The organism is Variovorax sp. FW305-3-2-15-B-LB1 (genome assembly GCF_058787635.1).
This window is the reverse complement of the sequence record NZ_JBYSZY010000035.1, coordinates 15,479-35,419: the sequence shown is the minus strand read 5'-3', so window position 1 is coordinate 35,419 and position 19,941 is coordinate 15,479. Positions and strand designations below refer to the sequence as shown.

At 67.7% G+C, this 19,941-nt stretch carries 24 protein-coding genes; 3 read left to right on the top strand and 21 right to left on the bottom strand.

What is annotated here, in order from left to right:
• Positions 1 to 22 precede the first annotated feature (22 nt).
• Genes AC3WQR_RS20635 through AC3WQR_RS20620 form a run of 4 tightly spaced genes read right to left on the bottom strand, consistent with a single transcriptional unit; the run spans position 23 to position 2,482 of the window.
• A complete protein-coding gene (locus tag AC3WQR_RS20635; RefSeq protein ID WP_139701050.1) occupies positions 23 to 412 on the bottom strand; it encodes a phosphoribosyl-ATP diphosphatase in 390 nt (129 codons plus the stop codon).
• Positions 409 to 798 (bottom strand): phosphoribosyl-AMP cyclohydrolase, encoded by a 390-nt coding sequence (gene hisI / locus AC3WQR_RS20630; RefSeq protein ID WP_095743771.1) that lies wholly within the window; start codon positions 796 to 798, stop codon positions 409 to 411. The genes AC3WQR_RS20635 and hisI overlap by 4 nt, the downstream gene beginning before the upstream one ends.
• A 42-nt stretch (positions 799 to 840) precedes the next feature.
• Complete coding sequence (gene hisF / locus AC3WQR_RS20625) at positions 841 to 1,626, bottom strand: imidazole glycerol phosphate synthase subunit HisF (protein WP_095743770.1); 786 nt, start codon at positions 1,624 to 1,626, stop codon at positions 841 to 843.
• A gap of 22 nt (positions 1,627 to 1,648) precedes the next feature.
• Positions 1,649 to 2,482 carry a D-hexose-6-phosphate mutarotase gene (locus AC3WQR_RS20620; RefSeq protein WP_492743317.1) on the bottom strand — a complete coding sequence of 278 codons (834 nt, stop codon included), beginning with the start codon at positions 2,480 to 2,482 and terminating at the stop codon, positions 1,649 to 1,651.
• 132 nt (positions 2,483 to 2,614) lie between these two features.
• Here AC3WQR_RS20620 and AC3WQR_RS20615 point away from each other — a divergent pair, with 132 nt between their 5' ends.
• Together AC3WQR_RS20615 and AC3WQR_RS20610 are read left to right on the top strand one after the other, a co-directional pair.
• Positions 2,615 to 3,922 (top strand): dicarboxylate/amino acid:cation symporter, encoded by a 1,308-nt coding sequence (locus AC3WQR_RS20615; protein ID WP_070059926.1) that lies wholly within the window; start codon positions 2,615 to 2,617, stop codon positions 3,920 to 3,922.
• Between the two features lie 11 nt (positions 3,923 to 3,933).
• Positions 3,934 to 4,848 (top strand): amino acid ABC transporter substrate-binding protein, encoded by a 915-nt coding sequence (locus AC3WQR_RS20610; protein ID WP_492743316.1) that lies wholly within the window; start codon positions 3,934 to 3,936, stop codon positions 4,846 to 4,848.
• Positions 4,849 to 4,867: 19 nt separating this feature from the next.
• Here the strand turns inward: AC3WQR_RS20610 and AC3WQR_RS20605 are convergent, their stop codons facing one another.
• The 13 genes from AC3WQR_RS20605 to AC3WQR_RS20545 all read right to left on the bottom strand — a co-directional run bounded on the left by AC3WQR_RS20605 (position 4,868) and on the right by AC3WQR_RS20545 (position 15,793).
• On the bottom strand, positions 4,868 to 6,040 hold the full coding sequence (locus AC3WQR_RS20605) for an AAA family ATPase (RefSeq protein WP_492743315.1): 1,173 nt from the start codon (positions 6,038 to 6,040) through the stop codon (positions 4,868 to 4,870).
• Positions 6,041 to 6,060: 20 nt separating this feature from the next.
• Complete coding sequence (gene hisA, locus AC3WQR_RS20600) at positions 6,061 to 6,804, bottom strand: 1-(5-phosphoribosyl)-5-[(5-phosphoribosylamino)methylideneamino]imidazole-4-carboxamide isomerase (protein ID WP_159278425.1); 744 nt, start codon at positions 6,802 to 6,804, stop codon at positions 6,061 to 6,063.
• 63 nt (positions 6,805 to 6,867) lie between these two features.
• Positions 6,868 to 7,527 carry an imidazole glycerol phosphate synthase subunit HisH gene (gene hisH, locus AC3WQR_RS20595; protein ID WP_307695396.1) on the bottom strand — a complete coding sequence of 220 codons (660 nt, stop codon included), beginning with the start codon at positions 7,525 to 7,527 and terminating at the stop codon, positions 6,868 to 6,870.
• Between the two features lie 19 nt (positions 7,528 to 7,546).
• Positions 7,547 to 8,164, bottom strand: a complete 618-nt coding sequence (hisB, locus tag AC3WQR_RS20590) for an imidazoleglycerol-phosphate dehydratase HisB (RefSeq protein ID WP_062471688.1) — start codon at positions 8,162 to 8,164, stop codon at positions 7,547 to 7,549.
• The gene (gene hisC, locus AC3WQR_RS20585) at positions 8,161 to 9,264 is read right to left on the bottom strand and encodes a histidinol-phosphate transaminase (protein WP_492743314.1); all 1,104 of its coding nucleotides are present in this window, start codon (positions 9,262 to 9,264) and stop codon (positions 8,161 to 8,163) included. The genes hisB and hisC overlap by 4 nt, the downstream gene beginning before the upstream one ends.
• A complete protein-coding gene (locus AC3WQR_RS20580) occupies positions 9,261 to 9,641 on the bottom strand; it encodes a hypothetical protein (protein WP_095743766.1) in 381 nt (126 codons plus the stop codon). The genes hisC and AC3WQR_RS20580 overlap by 4 nt, the downstream gene beginning before the upstream one ends.
• Positions 9,642 to 9,653: 12 nt before the next feature.
• Positions 9,654 to 10,481, bottom strand: a complete 828-nt coding sequence (locus tag AC3WQR_RS20575; protein ID WP_492743313.1) for a hypothetical protein — start codon at positions 10,479 to 10,481, stop codon at positions 9,654 to 9,656.
• A 37-nt stretch (positions 10,482 to 10,518) separates the two neighbouring features.
• Entirely contained in the window at positions 10,519 to 11,841 is a 1,323-nt protein-coding gene (gene hisD / locus AC3WQR_RS20570; protein ID WP_492679583.1) for a histidinol dehydrogenase, read from the bottom strand.
• Positions 11,842 to 11,852: 11 nt separating this feature from the next.
• On the bottom strand, positions 11,853 to 12,494 hold the full coding sequence (hisG, locus tag AC3WQR_RS20565) for an ATP phosphoribosyltransferase (protein WP_095949879.1): 642 nt from the start codon (positions 12,492 to 12,494) through the stop codon (positions 11,853 to 11,855).
• Positions 12,491 to 13,780: a UDP-N-acetylglucosamine 1-carboxyvinyltransferase gene (gene murA, locus AC3WQR_RS20560; RefSeq protein ID WP_062471705.1), complete on the bottom strand. Its 1,290-nt coding sequence runs from the start codon at positions 13,778 to 13,780 to the stop codon at positions 12,491 to 12,493. Before murA ends, hisG begins: the two co-directional genes overlap by 4 nt.
• Before the next feature lie 42 nt (positions 13,781 to 13,822).
• On the bottom strand, positions 13,823 to 14,065 hold the full coding sequence (locus AC3WQR_RS20555) for a BolA family protein (RefSeq protein WP_492743312.1): 243 nt from the start codon (positions 14,063 to 14,065) through the stop codon (positions 13,823 to 13,825).
• 19 nt (positions 14,066 to 14,084) lie between these two features.
• Positions 14,085 to 14,849, bottom strand: a complete 765-nt coding sequence (locus tag AC3WQR_RS20550; protein WP_487847952.1) for an ABC transporter permease — start codon at positions 14,847 to 14,849, stop codon at positions 14,085 to 14,087.
• Positions 14,846 to 15,793, bottom strand: a complete 948-nt coding sequence (locus AC3WQR_RS20545; protein ID WP_070059934.1) for an ABC transporter ATP-binding protein — start codon at positions 15,791 to 15,793, stop codon at positions 14,846 to 14,848. Before AC3WQR_RS20545 ends, AC3WQR_RS20550 begins: the two co-directional genes overlap by 4 nt.
• Before the next feature lie 152 nt (positions 15,794 to 15,945).
• Here AC3WQR_RS20545 and AC3WQR_RS20540 point away from each other — a divergent pair, with 152 nt between their 5' ends.
• Positions 15,946 to 17,556 (top strand): serine hydrolase domain-containing protein, encoded by a 1,611-nt coding sequence (locus AC3WQR_RS20540; RefSeq protein ID WP_492743311.1) that lies wholly within the window; start codon positions 15,946 to 15,948, stop codon positions 17,554 to 17,556.
• A gap of 10 nt (positions 17,557 to 17,566) precedes the next feature.
• Here AC3WQR_RS20540 and AC3WQR_RS20535 read toward each other — a convergent pair whose 3' ends face one another.
• From AC3WQR_RS20535 to mlaD, 4 genes are all read right to left on the bottom strand, one after another.
• Complete coding sequence (locus tag AC3WQR_RS20535) at positions 17,567 to 17,842, bottom strand: STAS domain-containing protein (protein ID WP_062471718.1); 276 nt, start codon at positions 17,840 to 17,842, stop codon at positions 17,567 to 17,569.
• A gap of 12 nt (positions 17,843 to 17,854) precedes the next feature.
• Positions 17,855 to 18,517 (bottom strand): MlaC/ttg2D family ABC transporter substrate-binding protein, encoded by a 663-nt coding sequence (locus AC3WQR_RS20530; RefSeq protein ID WP_492743310.1) that lies wholly within the window; start codon positions 18,515 to 18,517, stop codon positions 17,855 to 17,857.
• A 166-nt stretch (positions 18,518 to 18,683) separates the two neighbouring features.
• On the bottom strand, positions 18,684 to 19,433 hold the full coding sequence (locus AC3WQR_RS20525) for an MlaA family lipoprotein (RefSeq protein ID WP_070059937.1): 750 nt from the start codon (positions 19,431 to 19,433) through the stop codon (positions 18,684 to 18,686).
• The gene (gene mlaD / locus AC3WQR_RS20520) at positions 19,430 to 19,918 is read right to left on the bottom strand and encodes an outer membrane lipid asymmetry maintenance protein MlaD (RefSeq protein WP_062471729.1); all 489 of its coding nucleotides are present in this window, start codon (positions 19,916 to 19,918) and stop codon (positions 19,430 to 19,432) included. Before mlaD ends, AC3WQR_RS20525 begins: the two co-directional genes overlap by 4 nt.
• Positions 19,919 to 19,941 lie beyond the last annotated feature (23 nt).

Below are 19,941 nucleotides of genomic sequence, written 5' to 3'. Positions count from 1 at the left end.
CGATGCCCTTTCAATCGATCAGTCAGTCGTTGGAAGCTTCACGGGCCTGCACCTTGCGCAGGGCTTTTTCCTCGATGCCGCTGGTGCCCTCGCGGCGCTCGAGCTCCGCGACGACGTCGGCCGGCGAGAAACCGTAGTGGGCCAGCGCCACCATGGTGTGGAACCACAGGTCGGCCACTTCGTTCACTATTTTCGAGCGGTCGCCGCCGTGATCGGCGTCCTTGGCGGCCATCACGACCTCGGTGGCTTCCTCGCCGATCTTCTTGAGGAAGGCGTCGGGGCCCTTGTGCAGCAGCCGGGCCACGTAGCTCTTCTCGGGGTCGCCGCCGTTCGCGGGCAGGCGGCTCTCGAGCACCGCAGCCAGGCGGGCGAGCGCGTCGGAGGTGTTCGAATCGTTCACTGTGGCGCTCATTTGTAGATCGACTCCGGGTCTTTCAAGACCGGTTCGACCACGGTCCACTGGCCCTTTTCGTACTTGCTGAAGAAGCAGCTGTGGCGGCCGGTGTGGCAGGCAATGCCGGGCTCGTGGCCGAGCTGGGTCACCTTGAGCAGCACCACGTCGTTGTCGCAGTCGAGGCGGATCTCGTGCACGGTCTGCACGTGGCCCGACTCCTCGCCCTTGAACCACAGCTTGCTGCGCGAGCGGCTGAAATACACCGCGCGGCCCAGCTCGGCGGTCTTCTCGAGCGCCTCGCGGTTCATCCACGCGAACATGAGCACGTCGTTCGTGCCTTGTTCCTGGGCGATCACGGGCACCAACCCGTTCGCGTCCCACTTCACTTCATCGAGCCAATTCATGGGGATATTGTCGAGGATAGGAAAAGACCCTTCCGGTCCCGCTCAGGCGTCGATGCGCACGGGAATCCCGCGCTCGGCCATGCGCGCCTTGGCCTCGCCCACGGTGTGCTCGCCGTAGTGGAAGATGCTCGCGGCCAGCACCGCGTCGGCGCCGCCCTTCTGGATGCCGTCGGCCAGGTCGTCGAGGCTGCCGACGCCGCCCGAGGCGATCACCGGCACGTTGACCGCGTCGCTCACGGCGCGCGTCAGGGCCAGGTCGAAGCCGCTCTTGGTGCCGTCGCGGTCCATGCTCGTGAGCAGGATCTCGCCCGCGCCGCGGCGCGCCATCTCGGTCGCCCACTGCACCACGTCCAGGCCGGTGTTCTTGCGCCCGCCGTGGCTGTAGACGTCCCAGCCCGCGCCGCGCGTGGCGGCGTCTTCGGGGCTGCGGCGCTTGGCGTCGATGGCGACCACGATGCACTGCGAGCCGTACTTCTGGGCCGCGTCGCTGATCACCTGCGGATCGGCGATGGCGGCCGAGTTGAAGCTGGTCTTGTCGGCGCCCGCGTTGAGCAACCGGCGCACGTCGGCCACCGTGCGCACGCCGCCGCCCACGGTCAGCGGAATGAAGACCTGCGAGGCCACCGCCTCGATGATCGGCAGGATCAGGTCGCGGCCGTCGCTGGTGGCGGTGATGTCCAGGAAGGTGAGTTCGTCGGCGCCCTGCGCGTTGTAGCGCGCCGCGATCTCGACCGGGTCGCCGGCATCGCGCAGCTCGAGGAAGTTGACGCCCTTGACGACGCGGCCGCCGGTGACGTCGAGACAGGGAATGATGCGTTTGGCAAGCATGGGGTGGTGAACCAGAGAGAAATCAGAGAACGCAAAGCTGTTGCCAGCCCTGCCATTGGGCGCCGGGCGCCAGCACGACGGGTTCGTCGATGCGGGCCGCCTCGACGCACAGCATGTGGCGGAAGCCCTCTGGGGGCATGTCCGCGAGTGTCGCACCGAGCGCGGCGCCGGGGTTCCAGACCACGGTTTCGGTGCAGGTTTCGCTCTGGGTGATTTCGAGCGTGCCGTCGGGCTGCACCAGCCGCAGCGGCTGCGCCGGGGCCGTGTAGACGCTGTCGAACTCGGCGTCGAACTGCAGCGCGGCAGCGGTTTCGGTCTGGCGCACGTCGCGCACCGCGTCCCAGCGGGCGGCGCCCTGCAGGCCTTTGAGGCGCACCACGGCGATGTCGTCCACGCGCAGGTAGGTGTGCAGCGCGGCCGAGAACGGCCAGGGCGCGTCGCCGGTGTTGGCCAGGGTGAGCGTGGTGCGCAGCCGGCCGGCGGCGAGCGTGGCGTCCATCCGCGCTTCGAAGGCATGCGGCCAGAGCCGGCGGGTGGCGTCGTTGTCGCGCAGCACCAGCCGCAGCGTGTCGGGCGCGCCCGAATCCTCGCGAATCCAAGGCAGATTGCGCATGAAGCCATGCTTGGGGAGCATGCCGCGCTGGTTGAACTGGGGGCAGCACAGGGGAATGCCGCCGCGGATGGCGGTTTGGCCGTCAAAAACGGCCTTCGGACTCAGATACAGTCGCTCCCCACCGCGGGCCGGGGCCCAGGAAAGCACCTGGGCGCCATGCAGCGCCACCGTCAGCGTGCTGCCATCGGCCGCCACGGCGTGCAACGCCGGCTGGCCTCGAAACTCGATCGAGCGGATATCCATGTGAGGAATTGTAGGCAGCCGCCGCATCCTGACAGCGGGCCATTGCGTGCATCCGCCTTTCTTGGATACCCTGTGCCGGGTCGGTCCCGTGCACTCGAAAAGAACCACTCTCACACGACAAAGGGGATACGCATGAAGAAAAAGCTGCCCATGGCCGCCTGGATCCTGATCGCCATGGTGCTCGGCATCATCGTCGGTTACATGATCTTCACCAGCTTTCCCGACAAGAAGGCCGCCAAGGAGATCGCGGACTACGTCTCCATCGTCTCCGACGTCTTCCTGCGCCTGATCAAGATGCTGATCGGCCCGCTGGTGTTCTCCACGCTGGTGGTGGGCATCGCGCACATGGGCGACGCCAAGTCGGTCGGCCGTGTGTTCGGCAAGGCCATCGGCTGGTTCCTCACGGCCTCGCTGATCTCGCTGGTGATCGGCCTGGTCATGGCCAACCTGCTCAAGCCCGGCGAGAACCTGGGCCTGCCGCTGCCCGACATCGGCGCCTCGGCCAACCTGGCGACCAACAAGTTCACCTTCAAGGACTTCGTGAGTCACACGGTGCCCAAGTCGTTCGTGGAGGCGATGGCCAACAACGAGATCCTGCAGATCGTGGTGTTCTCGATGTTCTTCGGCGTGGCGCTGGCCTCGCTCGGCGACAAGGCCAAGACGCTGGTGGCCGCCATCGAGGAGCTGTCGCACGCCATGCTCAAGATCACGGGCTACGTCATGAAGCTCGCGCCGCTGGCGGTGCTGGCGGCCATGGCCGCCACCGTGGCCGTGAACGGGCTGGGCATTCTCGTCAAGTTCGCCGTGTTCATGCGCGACTTCTACCTGGGCCTGTTCGTGCTGTGGGGCGTGCTCATCATGGCCGGCCTGCTGTTCCTGGGGCCGCGCGTGTTCAAGCTGCTGGTGCTCATCAAGGAGGCGTTCCTGCTGTCGTTCGCCACCGCGAGTTCCGAAGCCGCGTACCCGAAGATCCTGCAGGCGCTCGACCGTTTCGGCGTGAAGCGCAAGATCTCCAGCTTCGTGATGCCGATGGGCTACTCGTTCAACCTCGACGGCTCAATGATGTACTGCACCTTCGCCGTGCTGTTCATCGCGCAGGCCTACGACATCCACATGCCGATCAGCACGCAGATCACCATGTTGCTGATCCTGATGCTCACCTCCAAGGGCATGGCCGGCGTGCCGCGCGCCTCGCTGGTGGTGATCGCCGCCACGCTGAACCACTTCGACATTCCCGAGGCCGGCCTGCTGCTGATCCTGGGCGTGGACACCTTCCTGGACATGGGCCGCTCGGCCACCAACGCAGTGGGCAACTCCATCGCCACGGCCGTAGTCGCCAAGTGGGAGGGCGAGCTGCTGTCCGAGAGCGATGCCGAGGCCAACGCCAAGGTGCTCGACGAGGAAGCCGCGGCCACCCTCGCCCATCCGGCGCACGCGTGAGGCGCCACGCCATGACGCGCATCGCCACGCTGCCCTCCGCCGTCGCCGCATGGCTGCTGGCGGCCGTGGCCCTGGCCTTGCCGGGCGGCCCCGCGCAGGCACAGGAGCTCCTCACCGGCACGCTGGCCAAGGTGCGCGAGAGCGGCACCATCGCCATCGGCCACCGCGAGGCGTCGGTGCCTTTCTCGTACCTCAATGCGCGCAAGGAACCGATCGGCTATTCCATCGAGCTGTGCCGCGCGCTCGTCACGGCCATCGAGGACACGGTCAACAAGAGCCTCACGATCAAGTGGGTGCCCGTCACCTCCGACTCGCGCATCGACGCAGTCGTGAGCGGCCAGGTCGACCTGGAGTGCGGCTCCACCACCAGCAACCTGGAGCGCCAGAAGCGCGTGGCCTTCTCGCCGACGATGTTCGTCTCGGGCACCAAGGTGCTGGTGAAGAAGGGCGCGCCGATCCAGTCGTTCCGCGACCTGGCCGGCAAGAAAGTGGCCGTGACGGCCGGCACCACCAACGAGAAGACGCTGCGCGACCTGTCGCAGAAGTTCAAGCTCAACATCGAGCTGAAGGTGGCGCGCGACCATGCCGAGTCGTTCGCGCTCGTGAAAGAAGGCCAGGCCGACGCCTTCGCCACCGACGACGTGCTGCTTTACGGCCTGATCGCCCGCGACGCCGCCAAGGCGCAGTACGAGGTGGTGGGCGACTTCCTCTCCTACGACCCGTACGCGGTCATGTACCGCAAGGGCGACCCGCAGCTCAACAAGGTGGTGGTCGACACCTTCCAGGTGCTGGCGGAAGACGGCGAGATCCACCGCCAGTACAAGCGCTGGTTCATGCGCAAGCTGCCCTCGGGGGAAAGCCTCAACCTGCCGATGAGCGCGCAGCTGGAAACGATCATCCAGACGATGGCGGTGAAGGCCGAGTAGGCCCGCCTGCCCTTCGTCCCTAGCGCGTCGGCCACTCCCAGCGCGGGATCTCGCTCATGTCGAGGTTCGCGATGCGGGTCTCGCCGAAGCGCTTTTCGAGCACCACCGGCTGCAGGCCGTCGCTGTCGTCCAGGGCGGCGATCAGGCGCGCCGCGTGCGACACCACGATCACCTGCGACGACCGCGCGGCCTGCGCGATGAGGCGGCCGAGCGCGGGCAGCAGGTCGGGGTGCAGGCTGGTCTCGGGCTCGTTGAGCACCAGCAGCGCGGGCGGACGGGGCGTCAGCAGCGCCGCGATCCACAGCAGGTAGCGCAGCGTGCCGTCCGACAGTTCGGCTGCCGTCAGGGGCCGCAGCAGGCCGTGCTGGTGCATCAGCGTCTCGAAGCGGTCGCCGTTCGCCTGCACCTCGATGCGGGCGCCCGGGAAGGCATCGTCCACGGCGCTGTCGAGCGCCTCGCCGTCGCCGATCTCGCGGACGGTCTGCAGGGCGGCGGCCAGGTCGGCGCCGTCGTTGGCGAGCACGGGCGTGTAGGTGCCCAGCTGTGGCTGGCGCGCGGGCGCCTCGGCGTCCGAGCGGAAGTGGTCGTAGAAGCGCCAGGAGCGCATCTGCTCGCGCAGCGTGAGCATCTCGGGCGCGTCGCGCGGGTCGGCGTGCTCGGTCATCATGCTGGCGAAGGCGGGAATCGGCCGGCCGACGGCCTGCCAGCCCTTGCCGTCGCGCAGGCGCAGCGCGGCGCCCTTGCGGTCGACCAGGTGCGTGGAAGGGCGCAGCAGCGGGCCGCTCCAGATCGCCTCGTGCTTGATCTGCGGGTCGTGCGAGAAGGCCGTGGACGGGACGGGCGGCGGCAGGCCGATGTCGATGGCGTAGCCGAAATCGTCGGTCTCGGCGCCGGCGAAGCCCAGCTTCAGCGCCACCGGCTCGCTGCGCGTGGTGCCCTGCACCGGCTGTTCGCCGCGCAGCATGGCCGCCGAAAAGCGCTCGGGCCCGGCCCACAGCGTGGAAGACAGCCCGCCCTCGCGCACCAGCGAGCGGATCACGCCGCCGTTGGCGATGTCGGCCAGCAGGCGCATCGCGCGGTACACGCTCGACTTGCCGCTGCCGTTGGCGCCGGTGACCACCGTGAGGCGGCCCAGCGGCACCGTCAGCTGGCGCAGCGAGCGGTAGTTGGCGATAGCGAGCGCGGAGAGCACGCGCCGCTACAGGAAAGGCGTCAGGCGCCGGCCAGCTCGTCCGCGCGCGCCTGAGCGGCGGCGAAGTCGAGGTCGCCCGAATAGATGGCGCGGCCGCAGATCACGCCCTCGACGCCTTCGGACTCGACCGCGCAGAGCTGGTCGATGTCGGCCATGTTCGACAGGCCGCCCGAGGCGATCACGGGGATGGTCAGCGCCTGCGCGAGCTTGACGGTGGCGTCGATGTTGATGCCCGAGAGCATGCCGTCGCGGCCGATGTCGGTGTAGATGATCGATTCGACGCCGTAGTCCTCGAACTTCTTGCCCAGGTCGGCCACCTCGTGGCCCGTGAGCTTGCTCCAGCCGTCGGTGGCGACCTTGCCGTCCTTGGCGTCCAGGCCCACGATGATGTGGCCGCCGAAGGCGCTGCAGGCATCCTTCAGGAAGCCGGGGTTCTTGACCGCGGCGGTGCCGATGATCACGTAGCGCAGGCCGTCGTCGATGTAGCGCTCGATGGTGTCGAGGTCACGGATGCCGCCGCCGAGCTGCACGGGGATGTCCTCGCCGACTTCCTTCAGGATCGCCTTGATCGCTGCGTGGTTCTGCGGCTTGCCGGCGAAGGCGCCATTCAGGTCGACCAGGTGCAGCCGACGGGCGCCGGCCTGGACCCATTTGCGGGCCATGGCGGCGGGGTCTTCGCTGAAGACCGTGGATTGGTCCATGTCGCCCTGCTTGAGGCGAACGCAGTGGCCGTCTTTGAGATCAATGGCGGGAATGAGGAGCATGGAAGTGACGCGAGTGTGCGAAAGCCGGGCTGCCAACGGTGCGGCCCGGGCGGGAATATAAGGTCAGGGATTCCAGTGGAGGAAGTTGCGATACAGCTGCAGCCCATGGTCCGCACTCTTCTCCGGGTGGAACTGGGTGGCAAAAATGTTATCGCGTGCGATGGCCGCGGTAAAGCATGCCCCGTAATCGGCCTCGCCCACGCTGTGCCGGGCATCCGCCGGGCACGCGTAGAAGCTGTGCACGAAATAGAAGTAGCTCTGGTCGGGAATGCCCGCCCACACCGCGTGCGGCTGGGCCTGGCGCACCTGGTTCCAGCCCATCTGCGGCACCTTGAAGCGGCTGCCGTCGGGCTGCAGGCGACCGGCCAGGTCGAACTTGACGACCTCGCCGGGAATGAGCCCCAGGCCGTCGGTCGGGCCTTCGTCGCTGCGCGACAGCAGCATCTGCATGCCCACGCACACGCCGAAAAGCGGCTTGCTGGCCGCGGCTTCGAGCACCGACTCGAGCAGGCCCGAGTCGCGCAGCTCGCGCATGCAGTCGGGCATGGCGCCCTGCCCCGGCAGCACCACGCGGGTGGCCTTGCGCACCACGTCCGGGTCGGAGGTGACGAACACCTCCACGCCCACCTGGTCGGCCGCATGGCGCACGGCCTGCGACACGGAGTGCAGGTTGCCCATGCCGTAGTCGACGACCGCGACGGAATTTTTTGCTACAGATTTCATAGCTGTTCGCCGGGGAGTTTCAGAGCGAACCTTTGGTCGAGGGAATGACGCCGACGGAGCGCGGATCGAGCTCCAGCGCGCCGCGCATGGCGCGCGCGAAGGCCTTGAACACGGTCTCGCACTGGTGGTGCGCGTTCACGCCCTTCAGGTTGTCGATGTGCAGCGTGACGAAGGCGTGGTTCACGAAGCCCTGGAAGAACTCGTAGGTGAGCTGGCTGTCGAAGGTGCCGATCATGCCGCTGGTGAAGGGCACGTGCATCACGAGGCCCGGGCGGCCCGAGAAGTCGATGACGACCCGGCTCAGCGCCTCGTCCAGCGGCACGTAGGCATGGCCGTAGCGACGGATGCCCTTCTTGTCGCCGATGGCCTTGGCCACGGCCTGTCCAAGCGTGATGCCCACGTCTTCCACCGTGTGGTGGCCGTCGATGTGCAGGTCGCCCTCGCAGTCGATGTCCAGGTCGATCAGCCCGTGGCGGGCGATCTGGTCGAGCATGTGATCGAAAAAGCCGATGCCCGTGGAGAGCTTGGCCTTGCCGGTGCCGTCGAGGTTGACGCTGACCGTGATCTTCGTCTCGGCGGTGTGGCGGGTGACCGTCGCGATGCGATCGGTGCTGCCCGGGGTCGTGGGGGTGGTCATAGTGAGGCTTCGAGCGCCGCCAGCATCTGCGTGTTCTCGTCGGCCGTTCCGACGGTGAGGCGCAGGCAGTTGGCGAGCAGTTCATGCATTTTAGAAACGTTCTTCACCAGCACCCCGCGGGCCTTCATGCCCTCGAAGGTACGGGTGGCATCGGGCACGCGCAGCAGGATCATGTTGGCGTCGCTGGGCCAGGTCTTCACGCCCGGCAGCCGGGCCAGCGCGGCCATGAGCTGGTCGCGCCCTTCGCGGATCTGGCGCGCCTGGGCCTCGAACACGGCCGCGTGCTCCAGCGCGAACAGCGCGGCTTCGCAGTTGAGCACGCTGATGTTGTACGGCGGGCGCACCTTGTCGATCTCGGCGACCAGCGCGGCGGGGCCCATGAGGTAGCCCAGGCGGATACCGGCCAGGCCGAACTTGCTCAGGGTGCGCATCAGCAGCACGTGGCGGTGGTTCGCGAGCCGGTCGATGTAGCTGCGGGCGGCGAAGGGCTGGTAGGCCTCGTCGATCACCACCAGGCCGCCCTGCGCGCCCTGGGCCTGCACGATCTTCTCGATGACGGCGTCGTCCCAGAGGTTGGCGGTCGGGTTGTTCGGGTAGGCGAGGTAGACGATGGCGGGCTTCTCGCGCGCGATGGCGGCCAGCATGGCGGCCTCGTCGAGCTCGAAATCGGCCGTGAGCGGCACACCGACGAAGCGCAGGCCCTGCAGCTGGGCACTCATGGCGTACATGACGAAGCCGGGCACGGGCGCCAGCACGGCGGCGCCGGGCTGGTCGCAGGCGATGCCCAGCAGCGAGATCAGTTCGTCCGAGCCGTTGCCCAGCATCAGCCCGAAGCCTTCGGGCAGGCCCGCATGGGCGGCCAGCGCGCGCTGCAGGTCGGCGCCGCGGTCGCCGGGGTAGCGGTTGAGCGCCAGCGCGCCCAGGCGCGCGCCCAGTTCGGCCTGCAGCGCGGGCGGCAGGCCGTAGGGGTTCTCCATCGCGTCGAGCTTGAGGAAGCCGCGCGCGTCCTGCACCGCGTAGGCGTGCATGGCACGCACGTCGGCGCGGATGCGGTCGAGCGGCAGGCGGGTGTCGAAAACGGAAGAATCGGAAACGGTCATCGGGTGCAGCGGTAGCTGTTGCGGAGGGCGCCGGCCATGACCAGTTGCACGGGCATGTCGGCTTCGTAGCTGTCGGCGTTGCGGCTCAGCTCGGTCTGGTAGAGCGAACGGGCCATCGAGGGTTCGAGGCGGCGGCCCTCGATGCAGAACGGCGGCACCTGGCCGTTGCGCTGCGACGACTCGACGCCCTCGCGCAGGCCTTCGAGCACGCCGACGAGGTAGTAGCTGGCGTAGGCCTTGCCGTCCTTCTCGTTGGCTTCGAGGGTGCGCAGCTCGCGGATGCTCATGGCCTGCGCGCCGACGCCGATCGCACCGGCCGCCAGGGCGAGCAGCAGCGCCGGCAGGCGCGGCAACAGCAGGACGGCGGCGCGTTGCATGGCCTCGCTGGCTTACTTGCGGTAGCGCGGCGGCGGCGCGTACGCGCCGTCGGCCGGGAAGGCGCTGGGCTGCGACGGCGAGGCGTCGCGGCGGGTGCGGCGCGGGATGTTCGGCTCTTCGAGCTCGAACAGCGCGGCGCCGATCACGCCGATGTTGCGCACGTCGCCGGCCTCGGTGTTCGCGGCGTAGGCGCGGCCCGGCGTGGCGAAACGGAAGGCGGCCACTTCGCTCTGGCTCTTGCGGAAGCCTTCGATGTTGAGCGTCTGCTGCGGGCGCAGCACGTAGCCGCCGTTGCGCAGGCTGCCGGGCTTGCCATTGAGCACGTCCAGGCCGTCGACGGTGGCGATCACCTCGTAGCTGCGGTCGCTGAGGTTGCGAAAGCGCAGCGTGTAGCGCGCGCCTTCGACGCCGGCGAGGCGGAACATGTCATTGCCGCTTCGACGTGCGCGCTGCAACGGCAACGGGCGGTCGTTCTCGTCGAGCACCGACCATTCGATGTCGCCCTGGGCCAGCTGCAGGTTCAGCCGGCGCTCGGGGTTGCTGCCCGCATCGCGGCGCACGCTGGCCGCGTCGTTGTAGCCGATCGAGGCCACGTCGTCGGGCTGGTCGGACAGGCGCTTGGCAGCCACCGTGCGGGTCTTCGACTCGATGCCTTCGCCCCATTGCGTGCCGAGCTGGGCCGGCGCGGGTGCAGGCTTTGCAGCACTGGACGTGGCCGCCATCGCCGTCGTCTCGGCGCGGTTCTGCGGCATCTGGGTGCAGGCGGCCAGCAAGGCGGCACCGGCAACGAGGCCGGTGGCGAAACGGAAAAATCGCGAGCGATAGAGGCGTTGAATCATCTGGCGTGCTCCTCCCTGAAGCGGGGTTGTTGGAGCCTCAGATCTTACGCAGGCGCATGCGCGCGGCTTCGGCGTGCGCCTGCAGGCCCTCGCCTTCGGCCAGCGTGACGGCGATCGGGCCCAGCACCTGCGCGCCGGCCTCGCTCACCTCGATGAGGCTGGAGCGCTTCTGGAAGTCGTACACGCCCAGCGGGCTCGAGAAGCGCGCCGTGCCGCTGGTCGGCAGCACGTGGTTCGGGCCGGCGCAGTAGTCGCCCAGGCTCTCGCTGGTGAAGTTGCCCAGGAAGATCGCGCCGGCGTGGCGCAGCAGCGGCTCCCAGCGGTGCGGTTCGCTGCTGCTGACTTCGAGGTGTTCGGGGGCGATGCGGTTGCTGATCTCGCAGGCCTCTTCCATGCTCTTCGTGTGGATCAGCGCGCCGCGGCCGTTGAGCGAGGCGGCGATGATCTCGGCGCGCGGCATGGTCGGCAGCAGGCGGTCGATCTCGGCCTGCACGCGGTCGATGTAGGCGGCGTCGGGGCACAGCAGGATGCTTTGCGCCAGCTCGTCGTGCTCGGCCTGGCTGAACAGGTCCATGGCCACCCAGTCGGGCGGCGTGGAGCCGTCGGCCAGCACCAGGATTTCGCTCGGGCCCGCGATCATGTCGATGCCCACGGTGCCGAACACGCGGCGCTTGGCGGCGGCCACGTAGGCGTTGCCGGGGCCGGTGATCTTGTCGCAGGCCGGGATGGTGGCCGTGCCGTAGGCCAGCGCGGCCACGGCCTGCGCACCGCCGACGGTGAAGCCGCGCGTCACGCCCGCCACGTAGGCGGCGGCGAGCACGAGCTGGTTCTTCTCGCCCTTCGGGGTCGGCACGACCATGATGATTTCGCCCACGCCGGCGACGTGCGCGGGAATGGCGTTCATCAGCACGCTCGACGGGTAGGCGGCCTTGCCGCCCGGCACGTAGATGCCGACGCGGTCCAGCGGCGTGACCTTCTGGCCGAGCAGCGTGCCGTCGGCGTCGCGGTAGCTCCAGCTTTCGCCCGAGGCCTTCTTCTGTGCCTCGTGGTAGCTGCGCACGCGGCGTGCGGCGGCCTCGAGCGCGTCGCGCTGCACAGCGGGGAGGCCTTCGAACGCGGCCTTCAGCTCGGCCTGCGTGAGTTCGAGCTCGGGCAGCGTCTTCGCGTCGAGCTTGTCGAAGCGGTTCGTGTACTCGAGCACCGCCTCGTCGCCACGCTTTTGCACGTCGGCCAGGATGTCCGCCACCACCTTCTCGATCGCCGCGTCCGCGTCCGCGGACCAATGCAGCCGCGCCTTGAATTCAGCGTCGAAGCTGGCTGAGTTCGTGGACAGTCGGGCGGGGGCTGCTTGCAGAGTCATGGGCTTGAGGTTCAGGCGGAAGGAATGGCGGACGCGAAGGCGTCGATGATGCGGCGGATGGGTTCGCGCTTGAGCTTGAGCGCGGCCTGGTTGACGACCAGCCGGGCGCTGATGTCCATGATGCGCTCCACCTCGACGAGGTGGTTGGCCTTGAGCGTGTTGCCGGTCGAGACCAGGTCGACGATGGCGTCGGCCAGGCCCGTGAGCGGCGCCAGCTCCATGCTGCCGTAGAGCTTGATCAGGTCGACGTGCACGCCCTTGCTGGCGAAGAAGTCGCGCGCCAGGCCCACGTACTTGGTGGCCACGCGCAGGCGCGAGCCCTGCTTCACGGCCGAGGCGTAGTCGTAGTCGGCGCGCACGGCCACGCTGAGGCGGCAGGCCGCGATGCGCAGGTCCAGCGGCTGGTACAGGCCCTGGTTGCCGTGCTCGAGCAGCACGTCCAGGCCGGTCACGCCGAGGTCGGCGCCACCGTACTGCACGTAGGTGGGCACGTCGGAGGCGCGCACCAGCACCACGCGCACGTCGGGTCGGGTGGTTTCAAGAATCAGCTTGCGCGATTTCTCGGGGTCTTCGGTGACCTCGATGCCGGCGGCGGCCAGCAGGGGCATCGTCTCTTCGAAGATGCGGCCTTTGGAAAGAGCCAGGGTGATCATGCGGCGGCTCCCGTCACGCGTTCAATGTCGGCACCGAGGCCGCGCAGTTTCGATTCCATGCGGTCATAGCCCCGGTCGAGGTGGTAGATGCGGTCGACCAGCGTCTCGCCCTCGGCCACAAGGCCGGCGATGACGAGGCTGGCGGAGGCGCGCAGGTCGGTGGCCATCACGGTGGCGCCCGAGAGCTGCTGCACGCCCTCAACCATCGCGACCTTGCCCTCGACGTGGATGCGCGCGCCCAGGCGCACCATCTCGTTCACATGCATGAAGCGGTTCTCGAAGATGGTCTCGGTGACCATGGAGGCGCCGCGCGCGATCACGTTCAGGGCCATGAACTGGGCCTGCATGTCGGTGGGGAAGCCGGGATATTCGGTGGTGCTGAAGCTCTGCGCCTTCAGGTGGTCGTACGCGGGGCCCTGCGAGCCGATGCGGATGCCGTCGGGCTCAGTCACGACGGTGCAGCCGGCGTCGCGCAGCTTGTCGATCACGGCGTCGAGGTGGTCGCCGCGCGCGTGGCGCAGGAAGGCCTCGCCGCCGGTGGCCGCCACGGCGCACAGGAAGGTGCCGGCCTCGATGCGGTCGGCCACCACGGCGTGTTCGCAGCCGTGCAGCTTCTCGACGCCCTGGATGCGGATGTGGCTGGTGCCGTGGCCTTCGATCTTCGCGCCCATGCGGATCAGCATTTCGGCCAGGTCGACGATCTCGGGCTCCTGCGCGGCGTTCTCGAGCAGCGTCTCGCCCTCGGCCAGCGCGGCGGCCATGAGGAAGTTCTCGGTGCCGGTGACGGTGACCATGTCGGTCAGGATGCGCGCGCCCTTCAGCCGCGTGCGGCCCTCGGGCAGGCGCGCGACCATGTAGCCGTGCTCGACCACGATCTCGGCGCCCATCGCCTGCAGGCCCTTGATGTGCTGGTCGACCGGCCGCGAGCCGATGGCGCAGCCGCCCGGCAGCGACACCTTGGCGTGGCCGAAGCGCGCCAGCAGCGGGCCCAGCGCCAGCACCGAGGCGCGCATGGTCTTCACGAGTTCGTAGGGGGCCTCGGGGTTGCCGAGCTCGCCGGCGTTCAGGCGCACGGTGCCGTTGTCGTCGGCCTCGGCCGTCACGCCCATGTTGCGCACCAGCTTGAGCATGGTCGACACGTCCTGCAGGCGCGGCACGTTGTGCAGCACCACGGGCTGGTCGGTCAGCAGCGCCGCGCACAGCTCGGGCAGCGCGGCGTTCTTGGCGCCGGAAATGAGCACTTCGCCGCGAAGCTCACGCCCGCCGCGAATCAGAAGTTTGTCCATGAAGGATCCAGCGAAATCAGGAGGCCCGCAGGGGCCGGAAAGTCATTTGTCCACTGCCGCCCATTCGGCCGGCGTGTAGGTCTTCATCGAGAGCGCATGCACCTCGTCGGTGTGCATTTTCGCACCGAGGGTGGCGTAGACCCGCTGGTGGCGCTGGATGGCGCGCTTGCCCTCGAATTCAGCCGAGACGATGGTCGCGTACCAATGTCGGCCGTCGCCCTCGAGCGTGATGTGCTCGCACGGCAGATGGGCAACGATGATGGCTTGGAGTTCGTCAGCGGTCATGGGGTCTTGGAAGTCGCGGTCAGCCGCGGATTTTGTAGCCGATGCGCAGCAGGTGAACAGCGATGGCGCTCACCACCAGCCAGGCGGAACCGACGATGCCGAAGCTCAGCCAGGGCGAAGCATCGCTCACCCCGAAGAAGCCGTAGCGGAAGCCGTCGATCATGTAGAAGAAGGGGTTCAGGTGGCTCACGCTCTGCCAGAACGGCGGCAGCGAGCCGATCGAATAGAACACGCCCGACAGGAAGGTCATGGGCATGATCAGGAAGTTCTGGAACACGGCCATCTGGTCGAACTTCTCGGCCCAGAGCCCGGCAATGAGGCCCAGCGTGCCCAGCATGGCCGAACCCAGCAGCGCGAACACCAGGATCCACACCGGCGCCACGAAGCTCGGCACGGCGAAGAAGACGGTCACGGCGAACACGCCCACGCCCACCGCCAGCCCTCGGATCACCGAGGAGCCCACGTAGGCGAAGAACCAGCCCCAGTGCGACAGCGGCGTGAGCAGCACGAACACGAGGTTGCCCATGATCTTGCTCTGGATGATCGAGGACGAGCTGTTCGCGAACGCGTTCTGCAGCACGCTCATCATCACGAGGCCGGGGATCAGGAAAGCGGTGTAGCCCACGGAGCCGTAGACCGTCACGCGGCCTTCGAGCACGTGGCCGAACACCATGAGGTACAGCAGTGCGGTGAGCACCGGCGCGCCGACGGTCTGGAAGCCGACCTTCCAGAAGCGCAGCGTTTCCTTGTAGAGCAGCGCTCGCCACCCAGTGACGGCCATCATCGCGACACCTCCAGCGGCGTCTGCTCGCCCGCCATCAAGTCGATGAACACGTCTTCCAGGTCGGCCTTGCGCATTTCCACGTCTTCCACCGCGACGCCGGCTTCGCGGATCGCGGCCAGCAGTTGTTCGACTTCATGCGCGTTCTGCGCCGGCAGCTGCACGATGCGCCCGGTGATGCGCGCATGCTGGGCGATGGCCCAGGGCAGCATGGCGTCGGTCTTGAAGCGCAGCACGTTGCTCGCGGCCGATTTCAGCAGCTCGCTGGTGCGGTCCAGGGCGATCACCTTGCCGAGCTTGAGCATCGCGATGCGGCTGCACAGCGCCTCGGCCTCTTCGAGGTAATGGGTGGTGAGCAGCACGGTGCTGCCCTGCTTGTTGAGCTTGGCGACGAACTGCCAGAGCGTCTGGCGCAATTCGACGTCGACACCGGCCGTGGGCTCGTCGAGCACGATGACGGGCGGCTTGTGCACCAGCGCCTGCGCCACCAGCACGCGGCGCTTCATGCCGCCCGAGAGCTGGCGCATGTTGGCCGTGGCCTTGTCGGCCAGGCCCAGGCTCTGCAGCAGCTCGTCGATCCAGGCCTCGTTGTTCTTGATGCCGAAGTAGCCCGACTGGATGCGCAGCGACTCGCGCACGTTGAAGAAGGGGTCGAACACCAGCTCCTGCGGCACGATGCCGAGCTGGCGCCGGGCTTCGGCGTAGTCGCGCTGCACGTCGAAGCCGTGCACGCTGATCGCGCCCGCCGTGGGCCGCGACAGGCCCGCCAGCATGCTGATGAGGGTGGTCTTGCCCGCGCCGTTGGGGCCGAGCAGGCCGAAGAACTCGCCCGGCTCGATCTGGAAGGAAACCTCGTCGACCGCACGCAGCCCCTGCTTGCCTTGGGCGCGTTGCTGACGGGAGGGAGGGTAGGTCTTGGAGACCGACTGGAATGAGATCGCGGGCATGGGAGCCCGCGATTTTACGGGCGATGGGTTTTTCGGCGCTGTTCAGGGGTGAACGCGGGGAGCCGGCCGCGCTAGGCATCGGCCCAGAGTTCACCCACAATCCCGCCGGTGCCGATTCTGCGCACCGCAACCGCCCATCGCGAGGAACGCCAATGAAGTGTTTGACCCGCAGCCCCCTTCCAACCGTTGCCGCCCTGCTCCTGGCGATGGTGCTGACTGCTTGCGGGGGAGGAGGAGGTGGTGGCGGCGGAGGTGGCGGCATCGCCCTTGTCGGCGGCGGCGCAGGCGCTGGCGCAGGGGGTGGCACCGCCCAACCTTGCACTTCATCTGCCGGTTCGGCCCAGCTGCCAGCCCGCGATGCACTCATTGCGCGCGCCAAGTGCCTGGAGCTGGACACGCCCTACGTGCCGCCACCCGGCGATGTGCTGGAGCACAACACGTCTGGCTATGCCAAGGCCATGTGCTCGGCGGTCTTCATCACCGGACTCGATCCAGCGGTCGCCGCCGAAACCATCGGGTATTTCACGGGGCCGTACGAGCAGCGCAAGAAGGTGGGTGCGCCGGTGGTCGACCGCACCAAGAAGGAGGTCCGCATCACGATGCCCAACGGCGGTCCGACGCTGGTGGCCCGCCACTTCGGCTCGCAGGGTTGCATCACGCTGCCGCCCGGCAAGGACGACGTTTTCTTCACACCCGTCAATGTCAAGAGCGCGCTGGCCGACCCTACGACCGTGCCCTGGCCCATGGGCGATGTGCTGCCGAACGACCCGCCGCCCGCCGACGTCGACATGGCCAAGGTGAACCAGGCCCTCGGCGCCGCCTTCGAAACCACGGAGGCCTACACCGCCGCCTTCGTGGTCACGCACAAGGGGCGGCTCATCGGCGAGCGCTACATGAGCGGCATCAGCGCGACAACGCCGCTCGAATCATGGTCGATGGGCAAGAGCGTCGTGGCCACGATGATGGGCGTGCTGATCAAGCAGGGTGTGTACAAGCTCGACCAGCCCGCACCGATTCCCGAATGGCAAGGTGCCGGCGATGGCCGCCAGCAGATCCGCATTGCCGACATCCTGCGCATGTCCAGCGGGCTGCGCATCAAGGCCCCGGACGATCCGGACTTCGACCCCAACGGCACCTACCCCGATCACATCTACTACTACACGGGGCGGATCAACGCCTTCAACTACGCCGCGACCCGACCGCAGCAATGGCCACCCAACACGGTGGGCCGCTACCGCAACACCGATCCGGTGCTTGCCAACTACCTGGTCCGCCTTGCGGTCGAGAAGCGCGGCGAAGAGTACCTCTCGTTCCCGCAGCGCGCCATCTTCGACAAGATCGGCATCCGCTCCATGGTGATCGAGACCGATCCCTACGGCAACTTCCTCACGCAAGGCTACGACTTCATGTCGGCCCGCGATTGGGCCCGGCTGGCCAATCTCTACCTGCAGGACGGCGTGTGGAACGGGGAGCGCATTCTTCCCGAGGGGTTCGTCAACTTCGTGAGCACGGCCGCACCGGCCTGGGCCGCAGACCAGCGCCCCATCTACGGGGGATTCTTCTGGATCAATGGAACGGGGGCACTGGCGGCACCGACGACGGCCTACTACATGCTCGGCGCAGGGGGCCAGTTCGTGCTCGTGATTCCGTCGCACGATCTCGTCGTCGTGCGCATCGGCCACTCCAAGGGGGAGCGATTCGCGACCTCGACCCTGAACAAGGCACTCACGCTGCTGACCGCAGCAGTGCCACGCACGCGCTAGGGTGTGGGGGTCAGGGTGCAGCGGGCAGAAGGCCCGCGATGCCGTACAGCGCGGCCAGCTCGCGCAGGCGCGGCGACAGGCCCTTGACCGAGAACCCCCGGCCCAGCGCGCTGGATTCGCGCCGGCACTCGAGCAGCACCGCCAGCGCGGAGGAATCGAACTGGGCCAGTGCCGTGGCGTCGACCACGGTGGACGACGAATCGGTCTGGCCCTTGAGCCCCTGCTGCAGCATGCGCATGCAGGCAGGAGCCTCGTCGTGGGTGAGTCGGGAGGGAAGGACCAGCATGGCGTGCGCCCGTCAGCCCTTGCCGTTGCCCTTGTTGCGCGCGGCCAGCGCGGCAATCAGGCCATCGATGCCGCTCTTGTTGATTTCCTGCGCGAACTGGGTGCGGTAGGTGTCGACCAGCCACACGCCCAGCACATTCAGGTTGTAGACCTTCCAGCCGGCGCCCTGCCCCGGCGTCTTTTCGAGGCGATAGTCCAGCTGCACCGGGTCGCCGCGACCCTTGACCTCGGTGCGCACGAGCACGTCGGTGTCGGTGGGGGCGCCGCGGAACGGGCGGATGGTGACGGTCTGGTCGCTCACCTGGTCGAGCGCGCCGGCGTAGGTGCGCACGAGCAGGGTCTTGAACTCGTCCTGCAGGCGCTTTTGCTGCTCGGGCGTGGCCGGGCGCCAGGCCGGGCCGACGGCCGAGGCGGTCATGCGCTGGAAGTTGACGTTGGGCATGATCTTGCTGTCGACCAGCAGCATGATCTTGTTGATGTCACCGGCCTTGATCGACGAATCAGCCTTGATGGTCTCGAGCACGTCGGTCGACAGGCGCTTGACGAGCGCGTCGGGGGCCTCGTCGGCCGCGAATGCGCTCTGGTGCACGAAGGCGGTGGCGGCGCCGAACAGCAGCGCGCCGGCCAATGCCAGGCGGCCCAGGTCGCGTCGTTGCAGCAAGATCTTGTTGTTCATGGTGAGTCCCTCAGGTTGAATTGTCTTCCCTGCACGGTGCAGCCAATGGCTCCGTGCTGAGACAGGAACGGTTTCGACAGGCGCCAGGCCGACCGGGTTCCTGAAGCGGAGGTGAAGCCTTGCAACCGGATGCAAGCAGGACCACCCCGTCCGCCCTCTTTTGCCGTCACTTGCCGGCGTTGTCGTCGTCCGGCGGGTTGCCGTCGTAGACCTGGTTGCGGCGGCGCTGCAGGAACGCATCGCGCGTGAACGAATACTTGTCGAGCGCGGCTTCGTCGAGCAGGCGGGTCGCGCCCAGGTAGCGCGAGCGGGTGTCCACGACACGCAGGCCCGCCAGCGAATTGCGCCAGGCGATGTCGTGGATGTGACCCTGCGCGTCGCCGTACATGTCGAGCGGCCGGGCGATCGTGTCGCGCAGCGTCGAGGGGCCGAGCAACGGCAGCACGACGTACGGACCTGCGCCCACGCCCCAGTAGCCCAGCGTCTGGCCGAAGTCTTCCTCGTGGCGCGGCAGGCGCGCCTCGGAGGCGACGTCGAGCAGGCCGCCCAGGCCGAAGAAGGTGTTGACGTTCAGCCGCATGAAGGTCTCGGCGCTGTTCTGCAGCTTGAGCTGGGCCACGTTGTTGGCCAGGCTCCAGATGTCACCGAGGTTGCTGAAGAAGTTGGTCACGCCCTGGCGCACCAGCGAGGGCACCACGTTCTGGTAGGCAGTGGCCACGGGCTCCAGCACGGCTTCGTCGACGGTGTCGTTGAAGCGCGTCATGCCGCGGTTGTACGGCTCGAAGGGGTCGGTCGGGCTTGCGCCGGATCCGGTGGCGCATCCGGCCACGAGGGCGAAACCGACGGTGGCAGTGGCCCAACGGGCGGAGCTAGCTACACTTTTAATAGCAGTCGACGAAAAAAGTCGTGTGGTCATTTCTTGTTGGCTGTTCCCGGCGCCGTATTCCCCTCGGCGGCCTTGCTGTACAGGAACTGGCTGATCAGGTTCTCCAGCACCACGGCCGATTGGGTCGCGGTGATGGTGTCGCCGGCTTGCAGGTTCTTTTCCTCGGCGCCCGCCTCGATGCCGATGTACTGCTCGCCGAGCAGGCCACTGGTCAGGATCTTGAGCGAGCTGTCCTTGGGAAAACTGTAACGGTTTTGCAGCGCCAGCGTCACATCGGCCTGAAAGGCCTTGTCGTTGAACGCGATGGATTCCACACGACCGACTACCACGCCAGCACTCTTGACCGCGGTCTGGGGCTTGAGCCCGCCGATGTTGTCGAAACGTGCGGTGACCGTGTAGGTCTTCTGGAAGTTCAGGCTCAGCAGGTTGGCCGACTGCAGCGCCAGGAACAGCAATGCGGCGCCGCCGATCAGCACGAACAGGCCGACCCAGATGTCGTTGGTGGAACGTTGCATGGTTTGCACTCTCTGTCTAGAAC